The sequence below is a fragment of the Streptococcus sp. oral taxon 431 genome (genome assembly GCF_023110115.1).
In the GTDB taxonomy this organism is placed as follows: Bacteria; Bacillota; Bacilli; order Lactobacillales; family Streptococcaceae; genus Streptococcus.
This window is the reverse complement of sequence record NZ_JALDVP010000005.1, coordinates 92,393-114,482: the sequence shown is the minus strand read 5'-3', so window position 1 is coordinate 114,482 and position 22,090 is coordinate 92,393. Positions and strand designations below refer to the sequence as shown.

At 41.1% G+C, this 22,090-nt stretch carries 20 protein-coding genes and 1 pseudogene; 12 read left to right on the top strand and 9 right to left on the bottom strand.

Annotation, left to right across the window (positions count from 1 at the left end):
* Positions 1–28: 28 nt before the first annotated feature.
* The 3 genes from M1F91_RS07345 to M1F91_RS07335 form a co-directional block, all read right to left on the bottom strand.
* Positions 29–871, bottom strand: coding sequence for a sugar ABC transporter permease (locus M1F91_RS07345; RefSeq protein WP_214262598.1), 843 nt, complete (start codon positions 869–871; stop codon positions 29–31).
* A 1-nt stretch (position 872) separates the two neighbouring features.
* On the bottom strand, positions 873–2,165 hold the full coding sequence (locus M1F91_RS07340; protein WP_214262599.1) for a sugar ABC transporter permease: 1,293 nt from the start codon (positions 2,163–2,165) through the stop codon (positions 873–875).
* Positions 2,166–2,290: 125 nt separating this feature from the next.
* Positions 2,291–3,559 carry an extracellular solute-binding protein gene (locus M1F91_RS07335; RefSeq protein ID WP_247913177.1) on the bottom strand — a complete coding sequence of 423 codons (1,269 nt, stop codon included), beginning with the start codon at positions 3,557–3,559 and terminating at the stop codon, positions 2,291–2,293.
* A gap of 416 nt (positions 3,560–3,975) precedes the next feature.
* Here M1F91_RS07335 and malQ point away from each other — a divergent pair, with 416 nt between their 5' ends.
* From malQ to M1F91_RS07295, 8 genes are all read left to right on the top strand, one after another.
* Complete coding sequence (gene malQ, locus M1F91_RS07330; protein WP_247913176.1) at positions 3,976–5,493, top strand: 4-alpha-glucanotransferase; 1,518 nt, start codon at positions 3,976–3,978, stop codon at positions 5,491–5,493.
* A 23-nt stretch (positions 5,494–5,516) separates the two neighbouring features.
* Entirely contained in the window at positions 5,517–7,775 is a 2,259-nt protein-coding gene (gene glgP / locus M1F91_RS07325; protein WP_247913175.1) for a glycogen/starch/alpha-glucan family phosphorylase, read from the top strand.
* Between the two features lie 179 nt (positions 7,776–7,954).
* The gene (locus M1F91_RS07320; protein ID WP_247913174.1) at positions 7,955–8,638 is read left to right on the top strand and encodes a hypothetical protein; all 684 of its coding nucleotides are present in this window, start codon (positions 7,955–7,957) and stop codon (positions 8,636–8,638) included.
* 57 nt (positions 8,639–8,695) lie between these two features.
* Entirely contained in the window at positions 8,696–9,364 is a 669-nt protein-coding gene (locus M1F91_RS07315) for an alpha/beta hydrolase (protein ID WP_247913173.1), read from the top strand.
* 67 nt (positions 9,365–9,431) lie between these two features.
* A complete protein-coding gene (locus M1F91_RS07310) occupies positions 9,432–10,145 on the top strand; it encodes a hypothetical protein (protein WP_247913172.1) in 714 nt (237 codons plus the stop codon).
* Between the two features lie 2 nt (positions 10,146–10,147).
* The gene (locus M1F91_RS07305; RefSeq protein WP_247913171.1) at positions 10,148–11,374 is read left to right on the top strand and encodes a hypothetical protein; all 1,227 of its coding nucleotides are present in this window, start codon (positions 10,148–10,150) and stop codon (positions 11,372–11,374) included.
* Positions 11,367–11,771, top strand: coding sequence for a hypothetical protein (locus tag M1F91_RS07300; RefSeq protein WP_247913170.1), 405 nt, complete (start codon positions 11,367–11,369; stop codon positions 11,769–11,771). The genes M1F91_RS07305 and M1F91_RS07300 overlap by 8 nt, the downstream gene beginning before the upstream one ends.
* Positions 11,772–11,780: 9 nt before the next feature.
* Positions 11,781–12,215 (top strand): hypothetical protein, encoded by a 435-nt coding sequence (locus M1F91_RS07295; protein ID WP_247913169.1) that lies wholly within the window; start codon positions 11,781–11,783, stop codon positions 12,213–12,215.
* 115 nt (positions 12,216–12,330) lie between these two features.
* Here M1F91_RS07295 and M1F91_RS07290 read toward each other — a convergent pair whose 3' ends face one another.
* Together M1F91_RS07290 and tyrS are read right to left on the bottom strand one after the other, a co-directional pair.
* On the bottom strand, positions 12,331–13,179 hold the full coding sequence (locus tag M1F91_RS07290; RefSeq protein WP_247913168.1) for a putative RNA methyltransferase: 849 nt from the start codon (positions 13,177–13,179) through the stop codon (positions 12,331–12,333).
* Between the two features lie 53 nt (positions 13,180–13,232).
* Positions 13,233–14,489 (bottom strand): tyrosine--tRNA ligase, encoded by a 1,257-nt coding sequence (gene tyrS / locus M1F91_RS07285; protein ID WP_247913167.1) that lies wholly within the window; start codon positions 14,487–14,489, stop codon positions 13,233–13,235.
* Between the two features lie 183 nt (positions 14,490–14,672).
* On the opposite strand from tyrS, the gene mutL reads away from it, so the two are divergent.
* The 4 genes and pseudogenes from mutL to M1F91_RS07265 all read left to right on the top strand — a co-directional run bounded on the left by mutL (position 14,673) and on the right by M1F91_RS07265 (position 18,584).
* A complete protein-coding gene (gene mutL, locus M1F91_RS07280; RefSeq protein ID WP_247913166.1) occupies positions 14,673–16,622 on the top strand; it encodes a DNA mismatch repair endonuclease MutL in 1,950 nt (649 codons plus the stop codon).
* 120 nt (positions 16,623–16,742) lie between these two features.
* Positions 16,743–17,336 (top strand): Holliday junction branch migration protein RuvA, encoded by a 594-nt coding sequence (gene ruvA, locus M1F91_RS07275; protein WP_247913165.1) that lies wholly within the window; start codon positions 16,743–16,745, stop codon positions 17,334–17,336.
* A gap of 9 nt (positions 17,337–17,345) precedes the next feature.
* Entirely contained in the window at positions 17,346–17,906 is a 561-nt protein-coding gene (locus M1F91_RS07270; protein WP_247913164.1) for a DNA-3-methyladenine glycosylase I, read from the top strand.
* 1 nt (position 17,907) lies between these two features.
* Positions 17,908–18,584: pseudogene (locus tag M1F91_RS07265) on the top strand (type II CAAX endopeptidase family protein).
* Between the two features lie 182 nt (positions 18,585–18,766).
* Here the strand turns inward: M1F91_RS07265 and M1F91_RS07260 are convergent.
* The 4 genes from M1F91_RS07260 to M1F91_RS07245 form a co-directional block, all read right to left on the bottom strand.
* On the bottom strand, positions 18,767–19,822 hold the full coding sequence (locus tag M1F91_RS07260; protein ID WP_247913163.1) for a S66 peptidase family protein: 1,056 nt from the start codon (positions 19,820–19,822) through the stop codon (positions 18,767–18,769).
* A gap of 149 nt (positions 19,823–19,971) precedes the next feature.
* A complete protein-coding gene (locus M1F91_RS07255) occupies positions 19,972–20,235 on the bottom strand; it encodes a SemiSWEET family transporter (protein WP_004250486.1) in 264 nt (87 codons plus the stop codon).
* A gap of 201 nt (positions 20,236–20,436) precedes the next feature.
* Positions 20,437–21,111, bottom strand: coding sequence for a DUF1129 domain-containing protein (locus M1F91_RS07250; protein WP_006146142.1), 675 nt, complete (start codon positions 21,109–21,111; stop codon positions 20,437–20,439).
* 12 nt (positions 21,112–21,123) lie between these two features.
* Entirely contained in the window at positions 21,124–22,068 is a 945-nt protein-coding gene (locus tag M1F91_RS07245) for a magnesium transporter CorA family protein (RefSeq protein ID WP_004250490.1), read from the bottom strand.
* Positions 22,069–22,090: the final 22 nt, after the last annotated feature.

Below are 22,090 nucleotides of genomic sequence, written 5' to 3'. Positions count from 1 at the left end.
AAAAATGAAAAAGGGTGGCGAGGGTATATTACCCCTTGTCGCCACCGCTTGTAAGTCCTGAAACGAAGTTCTTTTGCAAGAAGAAGAAAAGTGTACAGATTGGAAGAGCGATGAGGATAGCACCTGCTGAGAAGTAGGCGATCTTCAAGTTCTTCGCATTGTTAACGAAGGTTTGTAGACCAACGGCAACTGTAAAGTATTCTTTTTCACGAAGCAAGAAACTAGAGAGGATATAGTCTCCGAAAGGTCCCATGAAGGCCCAGAGTGCTTGTACTGCAACCATTGGGCGAACAAGAGGGAGAACGATTTGCCAGAAGCGGCGGAAGTGTCCTGCACCATCAAGTTTTGCAGACTCATCAAGAGACATTGGCACGGTGTCAAAGTAACCTTTCATCAACCAAGCATTCATCGGGATACCACCACCGACGTAGAGGAAGATGAGGAACCAGCTATGGTTGAGGGCGTTCAACATGAGGGCCATAACGAAGAAGGCAGTCAAAGCGGCCATTGTTGGAACCATTTGGATGATCAAGAAGAAGACCAAACTTTGTTTACGAGCAAAGAAATTGTAACGACTGTAGGCATAACCAGCAAGGACGATAATACTTGTTTGAACGACCATAGTGATCAAAGCGATGATCAAAGTGTTGAGGTACCATGTTCCGTACAAGGTTTCAGTGAAGAGTCCTTTGAAGTTGTCAAAACTAAAGTTGACATTGCTGTCGAGTTTAAAGGCTACGACGTTACCAGACTTGAAGGCAGACATAATCGTAATTAAAAGAGGATAGATAATAACGATTGAAAGACCAATCAAGTAGAGGTAAGTAAGGCTTTGAGTCAGTCTACGTTTAAGTTTAATTGAGTTATTCATCTTAGACGTCCTCCATATCAAATGCGTGTAGTTTCTTGAATGCAATCATAGAAATAGAGATGACGATGATTGAAATAATCAATGTAACGGCAGCAGCCATAGAGTATTGAGGAGCTGTACCAGTTGTCAAACGATAAATCCATGAGATCAAGATATCGGTTGAACCAGCTCCACCACCTACACTACCAGGACCTCCGCCATTGAAGAGGTACATAATAGAGAAGTTGTTAAAGTTGAAGGTGTATTGGCTGATCAAAGTAGGTGCCGCAACGGCCAAGATCATTGGGAAAGTGATGTTGCGGAATTTTTGCCAAGCATTTGCACCGTCAATGTAAGCTGCTTCGTACAAGTCATTTGGAATAGATTGTAGGATACCGAGTGTCAAGACATAAATATAAGGGAAGCCAAGCCATCCTTGCATCATAATCAAGGCAACCTTAGTCCAAGTAGGGTTTGTTTTCCAAGGGATTAGTGCTCCATCGAGGAATGGAAGAACCTTAGCAAAGAGAGGGATTACTTGAGTATTGATAGCACCAACACTATCGTTGAACATATTTGAGAAAGTCAAGATAGTGATAAAGGCTGGTACTGCCCAAGGTAGAAGGAAGATAACACCAAAGATACGTTTACCCTTGATAAATGGTTGGTTCGCAATGATAGCAGTGAAAATACCAATAACAATCTGCAAAGTAGAAGCAGACAAAGCCCAGATAATGGTCCAAGAAAGAACGGAACCAAAGGCTGAACGGAAGGTACTCAAGCTCCAGATGTTTGTGAAGTTCGTCAATCCAACCCAGTCCAACAATTTATTTGGTGGTAAATGTTGGAAGTCATAGTTGGTAAAGGCAATCATCAAGGTTACGATAACAGGGAAGATAATCGCAAATGTCATCGCTACATATGATGGGATGATTAAGAGGTATGGGAATCCATTCTCATAAATACCTTTGATCATATCCTTGAAGGTACGAGCCACAGGAATACCGTTATTGATACGTTTTGCAATAGTGTGAGCATCTTTAATGTTGAAAATATAAAATGCTAAATAAACAATTACAAAAATAGAGTGGAAAGCACCACGAATCAGCATGAAAAGAGAGTTGTCACGGCCCGGTTTTGTACCGAGTGTGATCAAGTTACTCAATTCAGGAGCTGCAAGCGTTAGAAAATACAGAACAAATAGAACAGTCACACCAAGGAAAATAAAACCTTTAGCTTTTTGCTTGTTATAGATTTGTCCTAAACCAGGAATGATTGACAGCAAGGCTGCTTTGCGAGGCTGTTGTTTTTCCATGATTACTCCTTTCATAGGATGCGAGTTTAAACTCGGATTTATTCGTAAGATAGGTACATCAGATAAGAAGCATATCTATAAATTCAAAGGGGGGATTTTGCTTCCACCCCCCTTGAACAAATCAATTAGTTACCAAATTTTTGTTGGATTGTTTCCTTAATCAATGTTACAGCATCGTTAGCAGCTGTTTTCGCATCTTTCTTACCGCTTACAGTATCAAAGAGCATAGTTTTCGCTGGGTCCCAAACTGTTGACATTTGTGAGATGTTTGGCATTGGTTGAGCGTTCTTGAACTGTTTGATAACAGCTGTAGTCAACTCATCGTTTTTACCTTCAGCGTAAGCACGAGCTTCAGTGTTTGCTGGGATTTCGTTCGTTGCATCGTAGAATGCTTTTTGTTGTTCAGTTGAAACAAGGAAGTCTACAAATTTTTGAGCGCCTTCAAGGTTTTTAGTGCTTGATGGGATGATCCAAGCTTTACCTCCACCAAAGGCTTCGTAGTTTTTACCGTTTGGAAGAGTTGGGATAGTTGCAACACCGTAGTTTACTTTAGCATCTTTGAATGCTTGAGCTTTCCAAGGACCATCGATGATAGCAGCTGTTTTACCTTCTTGGAATTGAGTTTGGATCAAGTTTCCAGCACCTTCAGTATCTTGCATACCTTTAGGCCATTTGTCGTACCAAGTTTTAGCGTATTCGAGACCTTTGATTGCTCCGTCGTTAGCAAGACCGATATCTTTAGGATTTTTACCGTTATCACCAAATACGTAAGCTCCGTTACCAGCAAGAAGTCCGTATGCGTAGTAGAAGTTAGTCCAGTCAGCTAGGAAAGCAGTAGTTTTTCCGTCTTCTCCAGCGAAAGCGTATTTGCTATCTTTAGCAAGGTTTTCTAAGTCAGCAAATGTTTTTGGAGCTTCTTTAATCAAGTCTTTGTTGTAGTATAGAACAAGTGACTCGATAACAGCTGGAGCACCGTAAACTTTACCACCAACAGTTACAAGAGATTTAGTAGTGTCATCAGTTTTAGCACCGTCGCTCAAAGTTACTTCTGAAAGTTGTCCGTCAGTACCAAGGCTACCTACACGGTCGTATGGAGCCATCATAACGTCAGCGGCTTGACCTGATTGGTTGTCAAGTGAAAGTTTGTCAAGTCCACCAAGTTGGTCACCAGATTTGATGTTAACTTTTGTTCCTGATTCTTTTTCATAAGCAGCAGCAACTTTCTCAGCGTAAGCTTTATATTGGTCTTCAACGTAGAAAGTGATTTCTTGGCTTCCTGATGCAGAAGAATCAGCTGCTTTATCAGCAGTTTTGCTTCCGCAAGCTACCAAAAGCAAGCTAGCAAGAGTAGCAGTACCAAGTACAGCAGCGCTCTTCATGAATTTAGTTGACATAGTGTATTCCTCCTAAAGAATAACAAATTTTAATTTCGAGGAAACGCAAACGTTTTCCCTTATGACCTTAGTATAGCACAAACAGAAAACGGTTGCAAGCATTTTTTTGAAAAAATTTTAAAAAGCTTGTGACTGGCTAATTCCTAAAATTGTTTGTATAATAGAAGAGAAATAGGAAATCGTGTAAATTTCAATTCAAAAATAATTGAAGGGAAACGATTGCATAAATAGAAGACGAAACAAAGGGAGGGGGAAATTTAAAATATAGGGAATTTCCGATTTCGGAAATAAAAAGTAGGGAAAAAGTTTTTTTTACAAACGCTTGCATTTATTTTAGAAATGGGGTATACTTGACTTAGCGCAAACGTTTGCGCAAAATTGAAATAATTAATAATATAAACACTTGAGGTGCTAATATGAAAAAACGTCAAAGCGGTGTGTTGATGCACATCTCATCACTTCCAGGAGCATACGGAATCGGATCATTTGGTCAAAGCGCCTATGATTTCGTTGACTTCTTGGTTCGTACGAAGCAACGCTACTGGCAAATCCTTCCTTTAGGAACAACCAGCTATGGAGATTCTCCGTACCAATCATTCTCAGCCTTTGCTGGAAACACTCATTTTATCGACCTTGATATTTTGGTGGAGCAAGGTCTCTTGGAAGCAAGTGATCTTGAGGGAGTTGACTTCGGTAGCAATCCAACTGAAGTTGACTACGCTAAAATCTACTATGCACGTCGTCCGCTTCTAGAGAAAGCTGTCAAACGTTTCCTTGAAGCTGGAGATGTCAAAGACTTCGAAAAATTTGCTCAAGAAAATCAATCATGGCTTGAACTATTTGCAGAGTACATGGCTATCAAGGAGCATTTTGATAATCTTGCTTGGACAGAATGGCCAGATGCAGATGCTCGTGCTCGTAAAGCTTCAACTCTTGAAAGCTACCGTGAGAAATTAGCTGACAAGCTTGTTTACCACCGCGTAACCCAATACCTTTTCTTCCAACAATGGTTGAAATTGAAAGCATACGCTAACGAAAACCACATCGAGATTGTCGGAGATATGCCTATCTATGTAGCGGAAGATTCAAGCGACATGTGGGCAAATCCACATCTCTTTAAAACAGATGAAAACGGGAAAGCAACTTGCATCGCAGGTTGCCCACCAGATGAATTCTCTGCAACTGGTCAACTTTGGGGTAACCCAATCTATGACTGGGAAGCAATGGACAAAGATGGCTACAAATGGTGGATTGAACGCTTGCGTGAAAGCTTTAAAATCTACGATATCGTTCGTATCGACCACTTCCGTGGATTTGAATCTTACTGGGAAATCCCTGCTGGTTCTGAAACAGCAGCACCTGGTAAATGGGTGAAAGGACCTGACTACAAACTCTTTGCAGCGGTTAAAGAGGAACTTGGTGACTTGAACATCATCGCAGAAGACCTTGGATTCATGACTGACGAAGTTATTGAACTACGTGAACGCACTGGCTTCCCAGGAATGAAAGTCCTTCAATTTGCCTTCAACCCAGAGCACGAAAGTATCGACAGCCCACACTTGGCACCAGCCAATTCAGTTATGTACACAGGAACACACGATAACAACACTGTTCTTGGTTGGTATCGCAATGAAATCGACGATCCAACTCGTGAGTACATGGCACGTTACACAAACCGCAAGGAATATGAAACAGTAGTACATGCTATGCTTCGTACAGCCTTCTCATCAGTAAGCTTTATGACTATCGCTACTATGCAAGATTTGCTAGAGTTGGATGGTTCAGCTCGTATGAACTTCCCATCTACTCTTGGTGGAAACTGGTCATGGCGTATGACAGAGGATCAATTGACTCCTGCTGTCGAAGAAACTTTGCTTGACTTGACTACAATTTATCGCCGAATCAATGAAAATTTGGTAGAATTAAAGAAATAAGACATTATCAGGAGACACAAAAAATGTTACCATTAAAAGAATTTGTACAAAATCGTTACAATAAATCCATCGCAGAATGTAGCAATGAAGAGCTTTACCTTGCTCTTCTTAACTACAGCAAACTAGCAAGCAGCCAAAAACCAGTCAACACTGGTAAGAAAAAAGTTTACTATATCTCAGCTGAGTTCTTGATTGGTAAACTCTTGTCAAACAACTTGATTAACCTCGGTCTTTATGACGAAGTTAAAAAAGAACTTGCTGATGCAGGTAAAGAGTTGATCGAAATTGAAGAAGTAGAATTGGAACCATCACTTGGTAATGGTGGTTTGGGACGTTTGGCAGCCTGCTTTATCGACTCAATCGCTACACTTGGTTTGAACGGTGACGGTGTTGGTTTGAACTACCACTTTGGTCTTTTCCAACAAGTTCTTAAAAACAACCAACAAGAAACAATTCCTAACGCTTGGTTAACTGACCAAAACTGGTTGGTTCGCTCAAGTCGTAGCTACCAAGTGCCATTTGCACACTTTACATTGACATCTACTCTTTACGATATCGATGTACCTGGTTACAAAACAGCTACTAAAAACCGCTTGCGTTTGTTTGACTTGGATTCAGTTGACTCTTCTATCATCGAAGATGGTATCAACTTTGACAAGACAGATATCGCTCGCAACTTGACTCTTTTCCTTTACCCAGACGATAGCGACAAACAAGGTGAATTGCTCCGCATCTTCCAACAATACTTCATGGTTTCAAACGGTGCTCAATTGATCATCGATGAAGCCATCGAAAAAGGAAGCAACTTGCATGACCTTGCTGACTACGCAGTTGTACAAATCAACGATACTCACCCATCAATGGTGATTCCTGAATTGATCCGTCTTTTGACTGAACGTGGTATCGAACTTGATGAAGCAATTTCTATCGTTCGTAGCATGACTGCTTACACAAACCACACAATCCTTGCTGAAGCCCTTGAAAAATGGCCTCTTGAATTCTTGGAAGAAGTGGTTCCTCACTTGGTACCAATCATCAAAGAATTGGACCGTCGTGTTCGTGCTGAATACAAAGATCCAGCTGTTCAAATCATTGATGAAAACGATCGTGTACACATGGCCCACATGGATATCCACTATGGATACAGCGTAAACGGGGTTGCCGCTCTTCACACTGAAATCTTGAAGAACTCTGAGTTGAAAGCTTTCTACGATCTTTACCCAGAAAAATTCAACAACAAAACAAACGGTATCACTTTCCGTCGTTGGCTCATGCATGCTAACCCAAGCTTGTCTCACTACTTGGATGAGATTCTTGGACGCGAATGGCACCATGAAGCTTCTAAATTGGAAGACCTTCTTTCATACGAAGACAAGGCTGCTGTCAAAGAAAAATTGGAAAGCATCAAAGCTCACAACAAACGTAAATTGGCTCGTCACTTGAAAGAACACCAAGGTGTGGAAATCAATACTAACTCTATCTTTGATATCCAAATCAAACGTCTTCACGAGTACAAACGCCAACAAATGAACGCTTTGTACGTGATTCACAAATACTTGGACATCAAGGCTGGTAATATCCCTGCTCGTCCAATCACAGTATTCTTTGGTGGTAAAGCAGCTCCTGCCTACACAATCGCCCAAGACATCATCCACTTGATCCTTTGCTTGTCAGAAGTGATTGCTAACGACCCAGCAGTAGCTCCACACTTGCAAGTGGTAATGGTTGAAAACTACAACGTTACTGCAGCAAGCTTCCTCATCCCAGCATGTGACATCTCAGAACAAATCTCACTTGCTTCTAAAGAAGCTTCAGGTACTGGTAACATGAAATTCATGTTGAACGGAGCTTTGACTCTTGGTACTATGGACGGGGCTAACGTGGAAATCGCTGAGTTGGTTGGAGACGAAAACATCTACATTTTTGGTGAAGATTCAGAAACTGTTATCGACCTTTACGCAAAATCAGCTTACAAATCAAGTGAATTCTACGCTCGTAAAGCGATCAAACCTTTGGTTGACTTTATCGTGAGCGACGCTGTTCTTGCAGTTGGTAAGAAAGAACGCTTGGAACGTCTTTACAATGAATTGATCAACAAAGACTGGTTCATGACTCTTCTTGACTTGGAAGACTACATCAAAGTGAAAGAGCAAATGCTTGCTGATTACGAAGACCGTGATGCATGGTTGGATAAAGTCATCGTCAACATTGCGAAAGCAGGATTCTTCTCATCTGACCGTACAATCGCTCAGTATAATGAAGATATCTGGCACTTGAACTAAGATTCTTTGCATTAGATTATAAAAAACGCATCTAAAAAGATGCGTTTTTTGTTTTTAGCTATAAAAGAGTAGGGGCTTTTATAGAAATTTGCCCATCCCGTTAAAAAGCTAGCACAATATAGGAAAAACAGGTATACTATTGTTAATTAAAATGAATCATATCAAGGATAGGGAAAATTATGACAAAAAAACTAGCACTAGCAGTCGTACTTTTGGGAATGGCACTGTTGACATTGACAGGTTGTTTTATGAAAAGCAGTCGAAGATATATCGAGGGGAAGGCTGCAGAATTAAGCAAGGTCTACCCAACGGAGAATCTAGAAGACCTGTTTGAAAAGTTTCCGGATGGGTTTCAGATTACCTCAAAGGATTTATACGAATATGAAGAAAGTGGGTACAAACTCCAATCAATCAGTTTACATGGAAATTCTAAAACTAGACAGATTTCAGGCACAATATCAGAGAAACAAGTTAGTTTTGATCAAGATGAAAAGCGTAGTGAAAGTTTTGTATATGAGGGTGAAGTCATTTATCAAAATGGTAAAATTCAATTAAAAGATACAAATGCGAATTTTAAAATTAAGAATTCTGTGTTATTGCTACAAAGATTTACTATAAACAAAGATAAATTATCAGATTTGGATATAGTTCGTAAAAGTTATAATAGTGGGACTGGCAGTGCAGATATTGTATACAATATCATAGATCCGATTTTGAACACATACATGGGAGTTGAGCAGGCTAAAGAATTAAAAATGATTATTTATATCATGTATGAGACGGTTGAAAATAAGGCTTATAGCTATACTTTAGATATTAAAGATGGTCATAACTCTCATACAGAATTAATTGAAGGTTACTAAAGTTATATTTCGGCAAAAGTAATAAATTTGTGTAAAGAAGCACTGCGAGGTAAAAATATGAGTGACAATAAAGGATATACAGTTCTAGACGGGACAAATCCGACACTAGATGCTTCGGATTTGTCCTATGAATTTGAAAAAGCTAGGATAGATGGAGCAACAGATCGCGAAGTATTGGATAAGTATTCTGATACCGAAAAGAAAATCAAGCCTTGGAACTTCACATATCTATCCAGCTTTCGTGATCCTGTGACAGGGACGAGCGGGGTTGCCTTTAAAGATGAAACAAGTGGAAAAACTATCATTGCCTATACAGGGACCAACCCTGATAGTGATTCGGTTAATGATGTTGTCTTGACAGATGGCTTCAGTATTGCCTTTGGGACGGGGCATCACTATGGTTCGGCTTATCAGTTTTACGAGGATGTTCTAAAAAAGAACGGCCTAAATCCAGAAGATGTCATCCTGACAGGGCACTCCTTGGGCGGGAATGTCGCTCAGCGTGTCGCTCTCAAATACAACGCTCCGGAAACCATTGTCTACAATGCAGCGCCTCTCTATATCCCTGCTGGTGCCAATATTGGTGGCATTCTGATTAGTCCCTTGATGGGGCTTTCCTGGGCTATGAATATAGCAGCGATAGAAAGTGACAAGGCTCAGTTTACAGGAAAAATCACACGCATTACGACACAGCAAGATCCGCTGAATAATGGGCTAGTTGCATAGATTGAAACCGCGTCCAAAAACTGATATAATAGAGTAATGATTTTAAGTCCTGAGAGAGGAGCAGTTCATGTTTAAAAAAATTGCAATGCTGATGTTAGTAGGAGGCGTAGGAATAATGGTGTTAGCTGGATGTAGTCTAAAGAGTAGTCGACAATTTATCGAAGGAAAGGCCTCGGAGTTAAGTCAGGTCTATCCAACGGAAAATCTGGAAGACTTGTTTGAAAAGTTTCCGGATGGGTTTCAGATTCGTATAACAGATTCTGAAAAGAAAGATGACAACTCACCAACTATAATTTACCAAACTGTTTTAAATGGCATTTCCGAAATCAAAGAAATAAAAGGAGAAATTACCAAAGAAAGCTCACTCAAAAATTCAGATGGGAAAATTGAAAAGGAAATGTTATATAAAGGGTATGTCTATTACAAAGATGGAAACCTTCATTTATCAGAAGTAAATTCTTCGGATAATAAAGAAAAGGGTGATTTAAAATACCCACGTCTTTTAATGCAGGAATTTTCTATTTCTAGGTCTAGTTTAAAAGGACTAGAAGTTGTTCGGAAAGGCTATAGTTTCGAGACAGGTTCTGCCAGTATCACCTATAAGCTTAAAAATAAACAAGTGAATACATATTTAGGTTTAGAAAAAGATAGTCAACTTAATATGATTATTAATATCCCTGAACCAACAGTATCAGGAAAGAATTACGGTTATTCCATCATTTTTAGAAAAGATAGTCTTGCTCATTCAGAAGGTATTGTTGGAAAACTAGAAAAGGATTAGTAATGAGCGATTATAAAGAATACACTGTTTTAGATGGAACGAATCCAACACTGGATGCTTCGGATCTGTCTTATGAATTTGAAAAAGCTAGAATTAATGGTGCTACTGATGAAGATGTTGACAGTTTCTACTCTAAAGAAGAAAATAAAATCATGCCCCATAATTTCACATATCTATCCAGCTTTCGTGATCCTGTGACAGGGACGAGCGGGGTTGCTTTTAAAGATGAAACAAGTGGAAAAACTATCATTGCCTATACAGGGACCAACCCTGATAGTGACTTGGTAAACGACGCAATTAAAACCGATGGGCTTAGTATCGCTTTTGGGATGGGGCATCACTATGATTCAGCTTATCAGTTTTACGAGGATGTTCTAAAAAAGAACGGCTTAAATCCAGAAGATGTTATCTTGACAGGGCACTCCTTGGGTGGGAATGTCGCTCAGCGAGTCGCACTGAAATACAACGCTCCAGAAACCATCGTCTACAATGCTGCGCCTCTCTATATCCCTGCTGGCCTGAGCATTTTTTCTGCTAAAAATATTGCAGCGATAGAAAGTGACAAGGCTAGTTTTACAGGAAACATCACACGCATTACGACACAGCAAGATCCGCTGAATAATATATCTGATCGGGTTGGTGGAGTATATGTCGGTAAAGAGTATGTTATCCCCCGTTCAGGTGGTCACTTGATGGGAGATTTACGGGCAGTTGCTGGTGATATCAAGTATTCGATTGCGCTAGACGATATTAAAAGAAATACGGATCAAGGCTTAAAACGTGTGCAGAGCAAGAAAGATCGCTTTAAAGTCAATGACATCGGTACGGCTTCTCTAAATGGTTTGTCCAAGGCAGAACTAATCGCACTAGACTCAGAGCAAGCCCTAACGGTTGCTAGTGGCTTGTCGACGATTTCTAGTGCGACGGTCGATTTGATTGGTGCCAAAGGGACGAGCGCAGTCGATAAGGCTCTGACCGTGTATAAAAGCCTCGGAGATGTACCATTCGGTTTTCTCCTATCCTCAGATGAAGTCAGAGGAACCTACAATGAATGTAATATCAACTATGGAACTATTGTGGAATCGGTGGACAGTCATTGTCGAACTGTTAAAAAGACGGCGAAGGAAGTAGCTACTTCATTTACAGGCTTAGAGGCAAAGATTAAGTCAGGAGTTCAGCAAATCGTTGAGAAAGATACAGAATTACAAGGGTTAATTGCTCATGGATAAGTGGAGTGAGATTAGGACGAAGTTAGTAGATGCCCAAGAAGAACTCTACAAAGTAGAAGATGAATACCGACAGTCAAAGAATGACTTGGATACTAAGTGGAATTTCTTGGGAGATTTTTATAGAGGTTTAGAACAAAAATTTGATGAAAAGCATTCGATTATTTTGTCAGAGTATTCAAAAATGCCAGATGCCACTGAGGAAATGCTTGATGCCGCAGTGGAGACTATTCGCCGATATCGGATGGTAAATGAAGAGGAGTTCAAAACTCGGAAACGTGATCTAGAAAGAGCATATGATGACTTAGAGAGTAGTTATAAAAAAGAACACCGAAAACAAGAAGGTGTTGTTGAACAACTTTATAGCGAACTAAGAGCATGTCAGGCAGATGAAAAATAGGAGAAAAAGATGGGATTATATGAAGATGTCGGAACTGCAGGTTATGATTTTGCTTCGGACAACATGGCTTACTTTGGAAACGAACTTTCTGGTATCAATGATTTCGCTCAGGAGTATATTCCAGGTGTGAGAGAAGTAGAGGGTACAATGCACGGGGTTTACGACTGGGGAATGGATCAGTTACGCTCTTATGAAGCATACTGTGAAATACAAAAGAACCTAGAACGGTCGCTTATCAGAACCTTGTATGTTCCGGCTAAAAAACGGGCTACAGCTCGGATTATTGAGAAATTTGACAAAAAAGCGAAAAAAATCGGTACAAAAACCAAGAAAGAGATTGATTCTATAAACAATCAAATTGATGCGGAAATCAAAGGAGAGTTTTCCAACGCCATTCAAGATGCAGTTAGCAAAGAAAATCTCAAGTGGGAAAAATTGGTTTAAAGTGAGGTAGCAAAGGCTGGCTCGCTTTTTTGGAACTCATTTTCAGTTGCCTTTTTAAACAATGAAACCCGTATCTCATGACAGGTACGGGTTTTGTATGTTATCAAATGTAGGTTTACTTTGCCTTACCCACAAGAATCTCTGCTTCGATAGTAATCTCGGTTAACTGGCTCCAGTCAATCTTGCTTTGATCGACGTGAAAGAGTAGGGGCGTCATGCTAAGCAGGGCTTGGCGTTGCTCTGCGGTGATGGACTTGGTCAGGGAAGCTATCTGACTCGATTGGATGCTGAAATGTTCCTGGAAATGTTCCTTAATATCTTGGTTGGAATAGTCCTTCTTTGTTAGTTGCTCCTGTACCATTTGGCGGATTTCTTTAAGGTGATTTTCGGTAGGAATGACCTTGATTAAGATGCCGTCTTTTGATAATACTCTTTGAAATTCTCCGTAGTTGGCAGGCGAGAAGATATCAAGTAGCATATCCATGCTAGCGTCTTTTATAGGAAGGCGAGCCAGGTCGCCGACAAACCAGTTGACTGCCCAGTTGGTTTCGCTTTTGGCTGCGATTTGGACCGAGTCTTTTGAAATGTCAAAGGCATAGAAGGTTTTATCAGAGTTGGCTTCTTGGAGTTTACGAGAGTAAAACCCCTCGCCACAACCGATATCCAAGACAGTTTTTGCGGATAGCTTCGTTGCTAGTAAGTCCGAGATGGTTTCTAAGATAGCCTGGTAAAATCCAGCTTCTAGGATTTGCTGGCGGTTCTGAAAGTTTTCCTTGTCGTAGTTAGCAGATTGCTTGATTTGGGGTGCCAGATTGACATAGCCAAATTTTGCCAGGTCAAAAGAATGACGATTATCACACTTGAGACTGCCCTCTACCAAGGTCAGATTTTCTTGGCAGATGGGGCAGGCAAAGGCACTAGCAGAGGCAAAACGCTGGAGTTTAGGTTTGAGGTTTGTATTCATAGTTTTAGTCTAGCAAAAAAAGAACTGGATGGCAAATGCCTCCAGTTTGTTTTTTAGTATGTTAGAACGAAGTATTTCTTCTTCCCGCGGCGGATAACAGTGAGTTCGTTTTCTAACTTATCTGCGTCACTCAAGACATAGTCAAGGTCTTGGATACGGTCGCCGTTGACGTAGATAGCTCCGTTTTGGACGTCTTCACGGGCTTGGCGTTTTGAATTCACCACACCAGATGACACGAGGAGTTCCACGATATTGTGGTTTTCGTCTGCTTTTACTTGGTAGTTTGGCACTCCACGAAGTCCTTGTTTGAGTTCTTTGACAGAAAGGTTTTTGATATTTCCAGCAAAGAGTTGTTCAGTGATGTTAAGAGCTTCTTTATAAGCTTCTTCTCCGTGGACAAGTGTTACGACTTCACGAGCTAGGACTTTTTGAGCCAAACGTTCGTGTGGCGCCGCTTCAAATTGTTTGCGGATGTCTTCGATCTCGTCAAGTGACAAGAAAGTAAAGATTTTCAAGAAGCGAACAGCGTCAGCGTCCATGACATTCATCCAGAATTGGTACATTTCGTATGGAGAAGTCTTTTCAGGGTTGAGCCAAACAGCATTCCCTTCAGATTTACCAAATTTCTTACCAGTTGCGTCTGTAATGAGTGGGACAGTGATGACGTGACCAGTCTTGTCAGCTTTACGACGAAGCAATTCTGTACCAGCAGTCATATTTCCCCATTGGTCAGAACCACCGATTTGAAGGGTTACATTGTGTTCTTGGTTAAGGACAAAAAAGTCATACCCTTGCATGATTTGGTAGGCAAACTCAGTGTAAGAAATCCCTGTTTCAATACGTTTCTTCACAGACTCCTTGCTCATCATGTAGTTGACAGTGAAGTATTTTCCGATATCACGGAGGAAGTCAATGAAGCTGATGCTGCCAAACCAGTCGTAGTTGTTGACCATGACAGCTTTATTTTCACCATTTTCAAAATCAAGAAAGCGAGAAAGTTGTCCTTGGATAGACTTGACCCAGCCATCTACTGTGTCTTTTGTTTGGAGACTACGTTCAGCATCTTTGAAGGACGGATCTCCGATGAGACCTGTAGCACCGCCAACGAGCGCATAAGGTTTGTGACCTGCTAACTGCAAACGACGACTTGTCAAGATTGCGACAAGGTGACCTAGGTGAAGGCTGTCAGCAGTTGGATCGTAGCCAGTATAATAAGAAACTTGACCTTCTTCTAGGGCTTTACGCAAAGCTTCTTCATCAGTCGTTTGAAAAATCAAACCACGCTCTTTTAGCTCATCAAAAATGTGCATGTGTCTTTTCTCCTTTTTAAAATATTGTTTCTACCTATTTTACCACAAACTTGGCAAATAACCTAGTAAAATCGGGAAGAAAGTTGCTGCTTGGACTTTTTTGGAAACGAGTGAAATATGGTATAATAGCACTAGCTTATTTTCAGAGAAATAGATAAAAATCGTTAAGAAAGGGGCTGAAAGATGTCTCATATTATTGAATTGCCAGAAGTCTTGGCCAACCAGATTGCAGCAGGAGAAGTGATCGAACGTCCTGCCAGCGTGGTTAAAGAATTGATTGAAAATGCTATCGACGCTGGCTCAAGCCAGATTATCGTTGAGATTGAGGAATCTGGTCTTAAGAAAATCCAAATTACCGATAATGGTCACGGGATTGCCCACGATGAAGTCGAGTTGGCTCTCCGCCGTCATGCGACCAGTAAGATTAAGAATCAAGCGGATCTCTTTCGGATTCGGACTCTTGGTTTTCGTGGTGAAGCTTTGCCTTCTATCGCATCTGTTAGTGTGCTGACTCTTTTGACAGCGGTGGATGGCGCAAGTCATGGGACTAAGCTAGTTGCTCGTGGGGGAGAAGTTGAAGAAATCATCCCTGCGACCAGTCCTGTTGGGACCAAGGTTTGTGTGGAGGATCTCTTTTTCAACACACCAGCTCGTCTCAAGTATATGAAGAGCCAGCAGGCAGAGTTGTCTCATATCATCGATATTGTCAATCGTCTAGGCTTGGCCCATCCTGAGATTTCCTTTAGCCTGATTAGCGATGGCAAGGAAATGACACGGACAGCTGGTACGGGTCAACTGCGCCAAGCCATTGCTGGAATCTATGGTCTAGCCAGTGCTAAAAAGATGGTTGAGATTGAGAATTCTGACCTAGATTTTGAAATTTCAGGTTTTGTTTCATTGCCGGAATTAACACGTGCAAATCGCAACTATATCAGTCTTTTTATCAATGGCCGTTATATCAAAAACTTCTTGCTCAATCGAGCTATTTTAGATGGTTACGGCAGCAAGCTCATGGTGGGGCGTTTTCCGCTGGCTGTTATTCACATCCAGATCGATCCTTATCTAGCAGATGTCAATGTGCATCCAACCAAGCAAGAAGTGCGGATTTCCAAGGAAAGAGAACTGATGGCGCTGGTTTCAGAAGCTATCGCAAAGAGTCTTAAGGAACAGACTTTGATTCCAGACGCCTTGGAAAATCTTGCCAAATCTACCGTTCGCAATCGTGAAAAAGTAGAGCAAACGACTTTGCCGCTGAGAGAAAATACGCTTTACTATGAAAAAAATGAACCGACAAGACAGACACAATCTGAGGTAGCAGACCATCAGGTGAACCTAACAGAAGACAGACAGGATGTGAACCTGTTTGCCAAGGAAACCTTAGACCAGATAACCAAGCCGGCCAAACTGCATTTTGCAGAGAGAAAACCTGCTAGCCATGACCAACTGGATCATCCAGAGTTAGATTTAGCTAGTTTGGATAAGGCTTATGATAAGCTGGAGCGAGAAGAATCTTCGAGCTTCCCAGAGTTGGAATTTTTCGGGCAGATGCATGGAACCTATCTCTTTGCCCAAGGTCGAGATGGGCTCTACATCATAGATCAGCATGCGGCTCAGGAGCGGGTTAAATATGAGGAGTACCGTGAGAGTATCGGCAATGTTGACCAAAGTCAACAACAACTCCTAGTGCCTTACATCTTTGAATTCCCTGCAGATGATGCCCTTCGTCTCAAGGAAAGAATGCCTCTATTGGAGGAAGTTGGTGTCTTTCTAGCAGAGTACGGGGAGAATCAATTCATCCTTCGGGAACATCCTATTTGGATGGCAGAAGAGGAAATCGAGTCTGGTATCTATGAGATGTGTGATATGCTCCTTTTGACAAAGGAAGTTTCAATCAAGAAATACCGAGCAGAGCTAGCGATCATGATGTCCTGCAAGCGGTCTATCAAGGCCAACCACCGTATCGATGACCACTCAGCTAGACAGCTCCTCTATCAGCTCTCTCAATGTGACAACCCATATAACTGTCCGCACGGACGTCCTGTTTTGGTCCACTTTACCAAGTCAGATATGGAAAAGATGTTCCGTCGCATTCAGGAAAATCACACCAGTCTACGAGAACTAGGAAAATACTAATACTCTTCGAAAATCTCTTTAAACTGCGTCAGCCTTACCTTGCCTAACTCAAGTTATGCCTACGGTTAGCTTCCTAGTTTACTCTTTGATTTTCATTGAGTATAAATTGAAGGGAAAATTATGTACGAATATCTAAAGGGTATTATTACCAAAATTACTGCTAAATACATCGTCCTAGAAGCAAACGGCATCGGCTACATTTTGCACGTGGCTAACCCCTATGCTTACTCAGGACAAGTCAACCAAGAAGCGCAAATCTATGTGCATCAAGTCGTTCGCGAAGATGCTCACCTGCTTTACGGTTTCCGTTCGGAAGACGAGAAAAAACTCTTTCTCAGTTTGATTTCGGTGTCGGGCATTGGTCCTGTATCAGCTCTTGCCATTATTGCAGCTGATGACAATGCAGGCCTTGTCCAAGCTATCGAAAGCAAGAACATCACTTACTTGACCAAGTTTCCGAAGATCGGCAAGAAAACAGCCCAACAGATGGTTTTGGACCTAGAAGGTAAGGTGGTTGTGGCAGGTGATGACTTCCCTGCTAAGACTGCTATTCCATCTAGCAACGACAACCAAGAATTGGAAGAAGCCATGGAAGCCATGTTGGCCTTGGGCTACAAGGCGGCTGAGCTTAAGAAAATCAAGAAATTCTTTGAAGGAACGACAGATACAGCAGAAAATTACATTAAATCTGCTCTCAAGATGTTGGTGAAATAGGAGAAGTCTATGCCAAAACGCTGTGGCTGGGTTAAAATGAACAACCCTCTGTATGTAGCCTACCATGATGAAGAGTGGGGCCAACCCCTACATGATGATCAAGCATTGTTTGAGTTGTTGTGTATGGAGACCTATCAGGCAGGCCTGTCTTGGGAAACGGTGCTCAATAAACGCCAAGCCTTCCGTCAAGCTTTTCATGGTTACCAAATTCAAGCTGTTGCAGACATGACGGATGAAGAGCTGGAATCTTTGTTAGACAATCCAGCTATCATTCGTCATCGCGCCAAGATATTTGCGACGCGAGCTAATGCCCAGGCCTTTCTACAAGTTCAGAAAGAGTATGGCTCTTTTGATGCTTATCTCTGGTCTTTTGTGGATGGAAAAACCATCGTTAATGATATCCCGGACTACAGTCAAGCACCAGCCAAAACGCCTTTGTCTGAAAAAATATCCAAGGATCTCAAAAAATGTGGTTTTAAGTTCACTGGACCAGTCGCTGTCTTGTCCTATCTGCAGGCTGCAGGTCTGGTTGACGACCACGAGAATGATTGTGAATGGAAGGGAAAGTGAAATGAAGTCTAACAAAAATAAGGGAATTCTGATTTTTGCGATTCTTTATACAGTTCTCTTTGTGTTTGGTGGTGTGAAATTGCTGTCTTATTTGATGCCATCTACCATTGCAAATTATCTAGTCTATGTAGTATTAGCACTATATGGCTCTTTCTTGTGCAGGGATAGATTGATTCAACAATGGAATGAGATTAGAAAAACTAAAAGAAAATTCTTCTTTGGCGTCATAACAGGCTGGCTCTTTCTCATTCTGATGACTGTTGTCTTTGGCTTTGTATCAGAGATGTTGAGGCAGTTTTTGGGGCTGGTCGGACAAGGTCTAAACCAGTCGAATATTCAAAGCACCTTTCAAGAGCAACCACTACTGATAGCCGTTTTCGCCTGCATCATAGGGCCTATAGTGGAAGAGCTCTTTTTCCGTCAACTGTTATTGCATCACCTGCAGAAAAAACTGTCAACTTGGCTAAACATTCTTCTGGTAGGACTTGTCTTTGCTCTGACTCATATGCATAATGTAAGTTTATCAGAGTGGATTGGTGCAGTCGGATACCTAGGTGGTGGGCTTGCCTTTTCTATTATTTATGTGAAAGAAAAGGAGAATATTTACTATACCCCCTATTTGTTCACATGTTAGGGAATAGCCTCTCCTTCATCATTTTAGCTATCAGTAGTATGTGACGAAAATGCCAGTAATGATAATGAGAAAAAGAGGCTGGGACAAAAGTCCTAGCCTCTCAATTGTCTATGGATTGTCGAGCAAGACGCAGTGGTTGAGTGGGCTCTACTACGCTGCTTTCATCAGCTTTTACAGCCCTACTCAACTGTGCGGAGGTGGGATGACGAAATCGAATTCTAACGAATTACCAATTTCTGTCCCACTCTCTTTCTTTGTTATAGTCAAAGCGAATGACTTGATCCGTTGCGTCTACATACGCGTGGACTCCAAAGGGAACAATTGCTCTTGGTGTGGCATGGCCAACGTTTAGATTATAGACAATCGGGATATTGCTATCAATGGTGTCCATTAAAGCCTCCTTATAGTCGTCATAGAAGGTTTCATCCATAGGTTTTCCGACCAAGAGTCCACTGATGACTTCGAATATCCCAGTTTCTTTTAAAGCCTGCAACATTTTTTTGAAATCATCAGGTTCAGGCTTTTCTTCACTTGTTTCTAGCAATAGAATCTTTCCTTTCCAGTCGGATAAGTCAGGGAAGAGTCTGTACTTTTGGCAGAGGTCTGTGCTATCTGCGTGTAGAGAGTTGTCAAAAATATCATAGAGAGACTCAAGACAACCACCGAGGATTTCTCCCTCAAACTGAGCATTGCCTTGTAACAAGTCAAAACCTGTATTTGCATGGCTGACACGAGGTGTTCCCAAGGCTTTGGGACTAAAATCAGTCCGTTCCTCATACCAAACGTTACTAGGGCGGATTTCTGAAATTCTACCAGTCTCTATCAATTCTTTGAAGTAGTGGAGGCTATATGGCAACATTTCCTTGTCTAATTCACAAATGTCTGCTATAAATGATTGACCATAAAAAGTCTTGATTCCTAGTTTATGCAACATGAGATGGTTCATAGTTGTATCCGAGAAACCGAGAAAAATCTTTGGTTTGATAACCTTTTGTAGTTGGTCGTTTTCAAAAAGATAAGGTAGTAAGCGATAGGTATCGTTTCCACCAATGGCGCATAGGATCATGTCGATGCTATCATCAGAAAAGGCCTGAATCAAATCCTCTGCACGAGCTTCAGGATGTTCTTTGATAAAATCTAAGCCTTTTAGCGAATGAGGTAAAAAGATAGGATTGAGTCCGAGGTCCTTGAGACGTTGAATACCCAAGTCCACTTCGTGCTTGACAAAGTCTTCACCCATAGTCCCACTAGATAAACTTATAATACCAATAGTAGAAGTCATATATTATCCTCCTAAAAATAAATTGATGCTATTGTATCACAAAAGATGAGGGGAAACAACAAGAATTAGAGTCAGAAGAAGACTTTTAGATCGAGAAAATAGTAAAAAAGCAACCAATCGTGTGGTTGCTTTTTATAGTAGTTGTATTCTTATAGAGCAGTAAGGAAGGTTAGTCCGCCAAGGATAACCCCAGCCGAGTTTGGAATGATTAGAATCCAGTCTTTCTTAGGTTCTTTTGTCCATCCATAAATGACCCAGATTAAGCAAGAAACAGCTGCTGATAAAGGTTGGAATGGTTGAGCTTTGTTCCCTTGTAAATTGGCAAAAATTTGGGGGATGTAGGCTATAAATACAATAATCCCGATAAAGGCACCAATTGAACCGACAATTTGATTAATTCTCTGTTTAGTCATATATATTTCTCCTTATTACTTTATTAGTATAACAGAAAAACAACTTGGATTCAAGGACAAAACCTCGGGATTCTAAGGAAAGACTTTACATTAGAACGTTTTTAGAAAATGTAACTACTTTTCTTTGGAGAATAAAAAAAAAGCTTTGGAGCCATAATAAAAGTAGTCTGTCTGTAAAACACACTACTTTTATTGTTTATTTTAATATCTAGCAGGTCCAGCACTTGCGCTCTTGATGTTGAAACGTTTTTTGAGGTAGAAACGTAGGGCAAGGAGAGCTCCTCCAATGACCAACAAAACAAGTGGTGGGAGACTAATGTTGATGGCTTGTGGAAGGAAGTTACTCAAGAAGAGGATGAAGACCCAGGCAAACATGGTTGCTAACATAACCAAAAGTGATTTCCAGAATGGTGGGCGTTGGCTACGGTCAGTATCTGGTCCGTAGTAGCGGTAGATGAAGTGATAGAGAAGATAGAAGGCAACTCCACCAAAGGCCCCTACACTGATAAGTGTTACCAATCCGTAGGCCACAGGTTGGTTTGAGAAGAAGCTCATCAAGGCGCTAACTACTGCAAATAATCCTGTGATGAAAAGGGCTGAATCCAACATCATCAATTTTGGATCGTCGTTTTCTTTTGGATGTTCTTTTTCGTATTGCTCTTTTTCGCTGAAACTATGAGCCCAGTGAGTTGGTGCTCCGTAGATAGAACGAGCTGTCACTCCTTTTGGTTGCTCCTCAAGAATATGAGGAATGACTTCTTCAAGGATAGCCTTGATTTCAGCATCTGTTTTTCCGTCCTTGAGAAATTGCTGGGTTGCAATATGGATAAATTCCTGGTTTTTCTTTGTTAATTCTTTTAAATCAATCTGTGACATAATAACTCCTGTTTAGAACCATTTTTTATGGATGAGGTAAAGAGTGAGAGAAACACTCATAGCAAAGGCGATAAAGACGATGAGCCAGAAAGCGTGCGGTTCTCCGTTTAAAGGAATTTCATTATCCTTAAAGTTCATTCCGTAAGCTGAGAAAATCATAGTCGGGATAGACATAACGATGGTCACGAGGGCCAAGGTTTTCATGATATTGTTCTGGTTATTTGAAATGATAGAGGCAAAGGTCTCCGTCATAGAGTGAAGGACGTTTCCATAGATATCCGCCATCTCGATGGCCTGTTGCGTTTCAATCAAGGTATCTTCAAGTAAGTCTTCGTCTTCAAGGTATTTCTTAATATTGCTAGTTGCGCTGGTCAATTTTTTAATCACGCGCTCGTTTGTCTTAAGAGAGGCCTTGAAGTAGACGATGGTCTTTTCCAACTCCATGAGTTCAATCAATTCTTCATTTCGAGTAGATTTGTGAAGTTGGGTTTCGATTTGCTCACTCTTACGTTCGATTGAACGGAGGGCTGTCAGGTAGATTTCAGCGTTGCGGTAGAGGATTTGAAAGATAAAGCGCGAACGCATAAAGGTATAGAAATTTCGAAGTCTCCGATTGATAAAGACATCTAGAAGTGGCAGCGGCTCCAAGCAAGTGGTAATAATAGCCTCTTCGGTGATGATAATCCCCAAGGGGATGGTCACATAGTAGGTACGGTTATTTCTCTCTTCAGTAATGGGAACGTCCACGATGATCAGAGTGTATTCATCTTCAATCGTGATACGAGACATTTCTTCCGCATCGAGTGGTGCACGGAGGTCCGCGATATCAATATCAAAAGCAGAAGCAATTTCCATCGATTCGCTTTGGGTAGGATTGACGAGATTGATCCAAGTGCCCGGCTGGAGCGTATCGATCTCTTTAAATTCTGTTGTTGTTGAGAGAAAGACTTGTTTCATATCTCCTATCCTTTCCTAATCT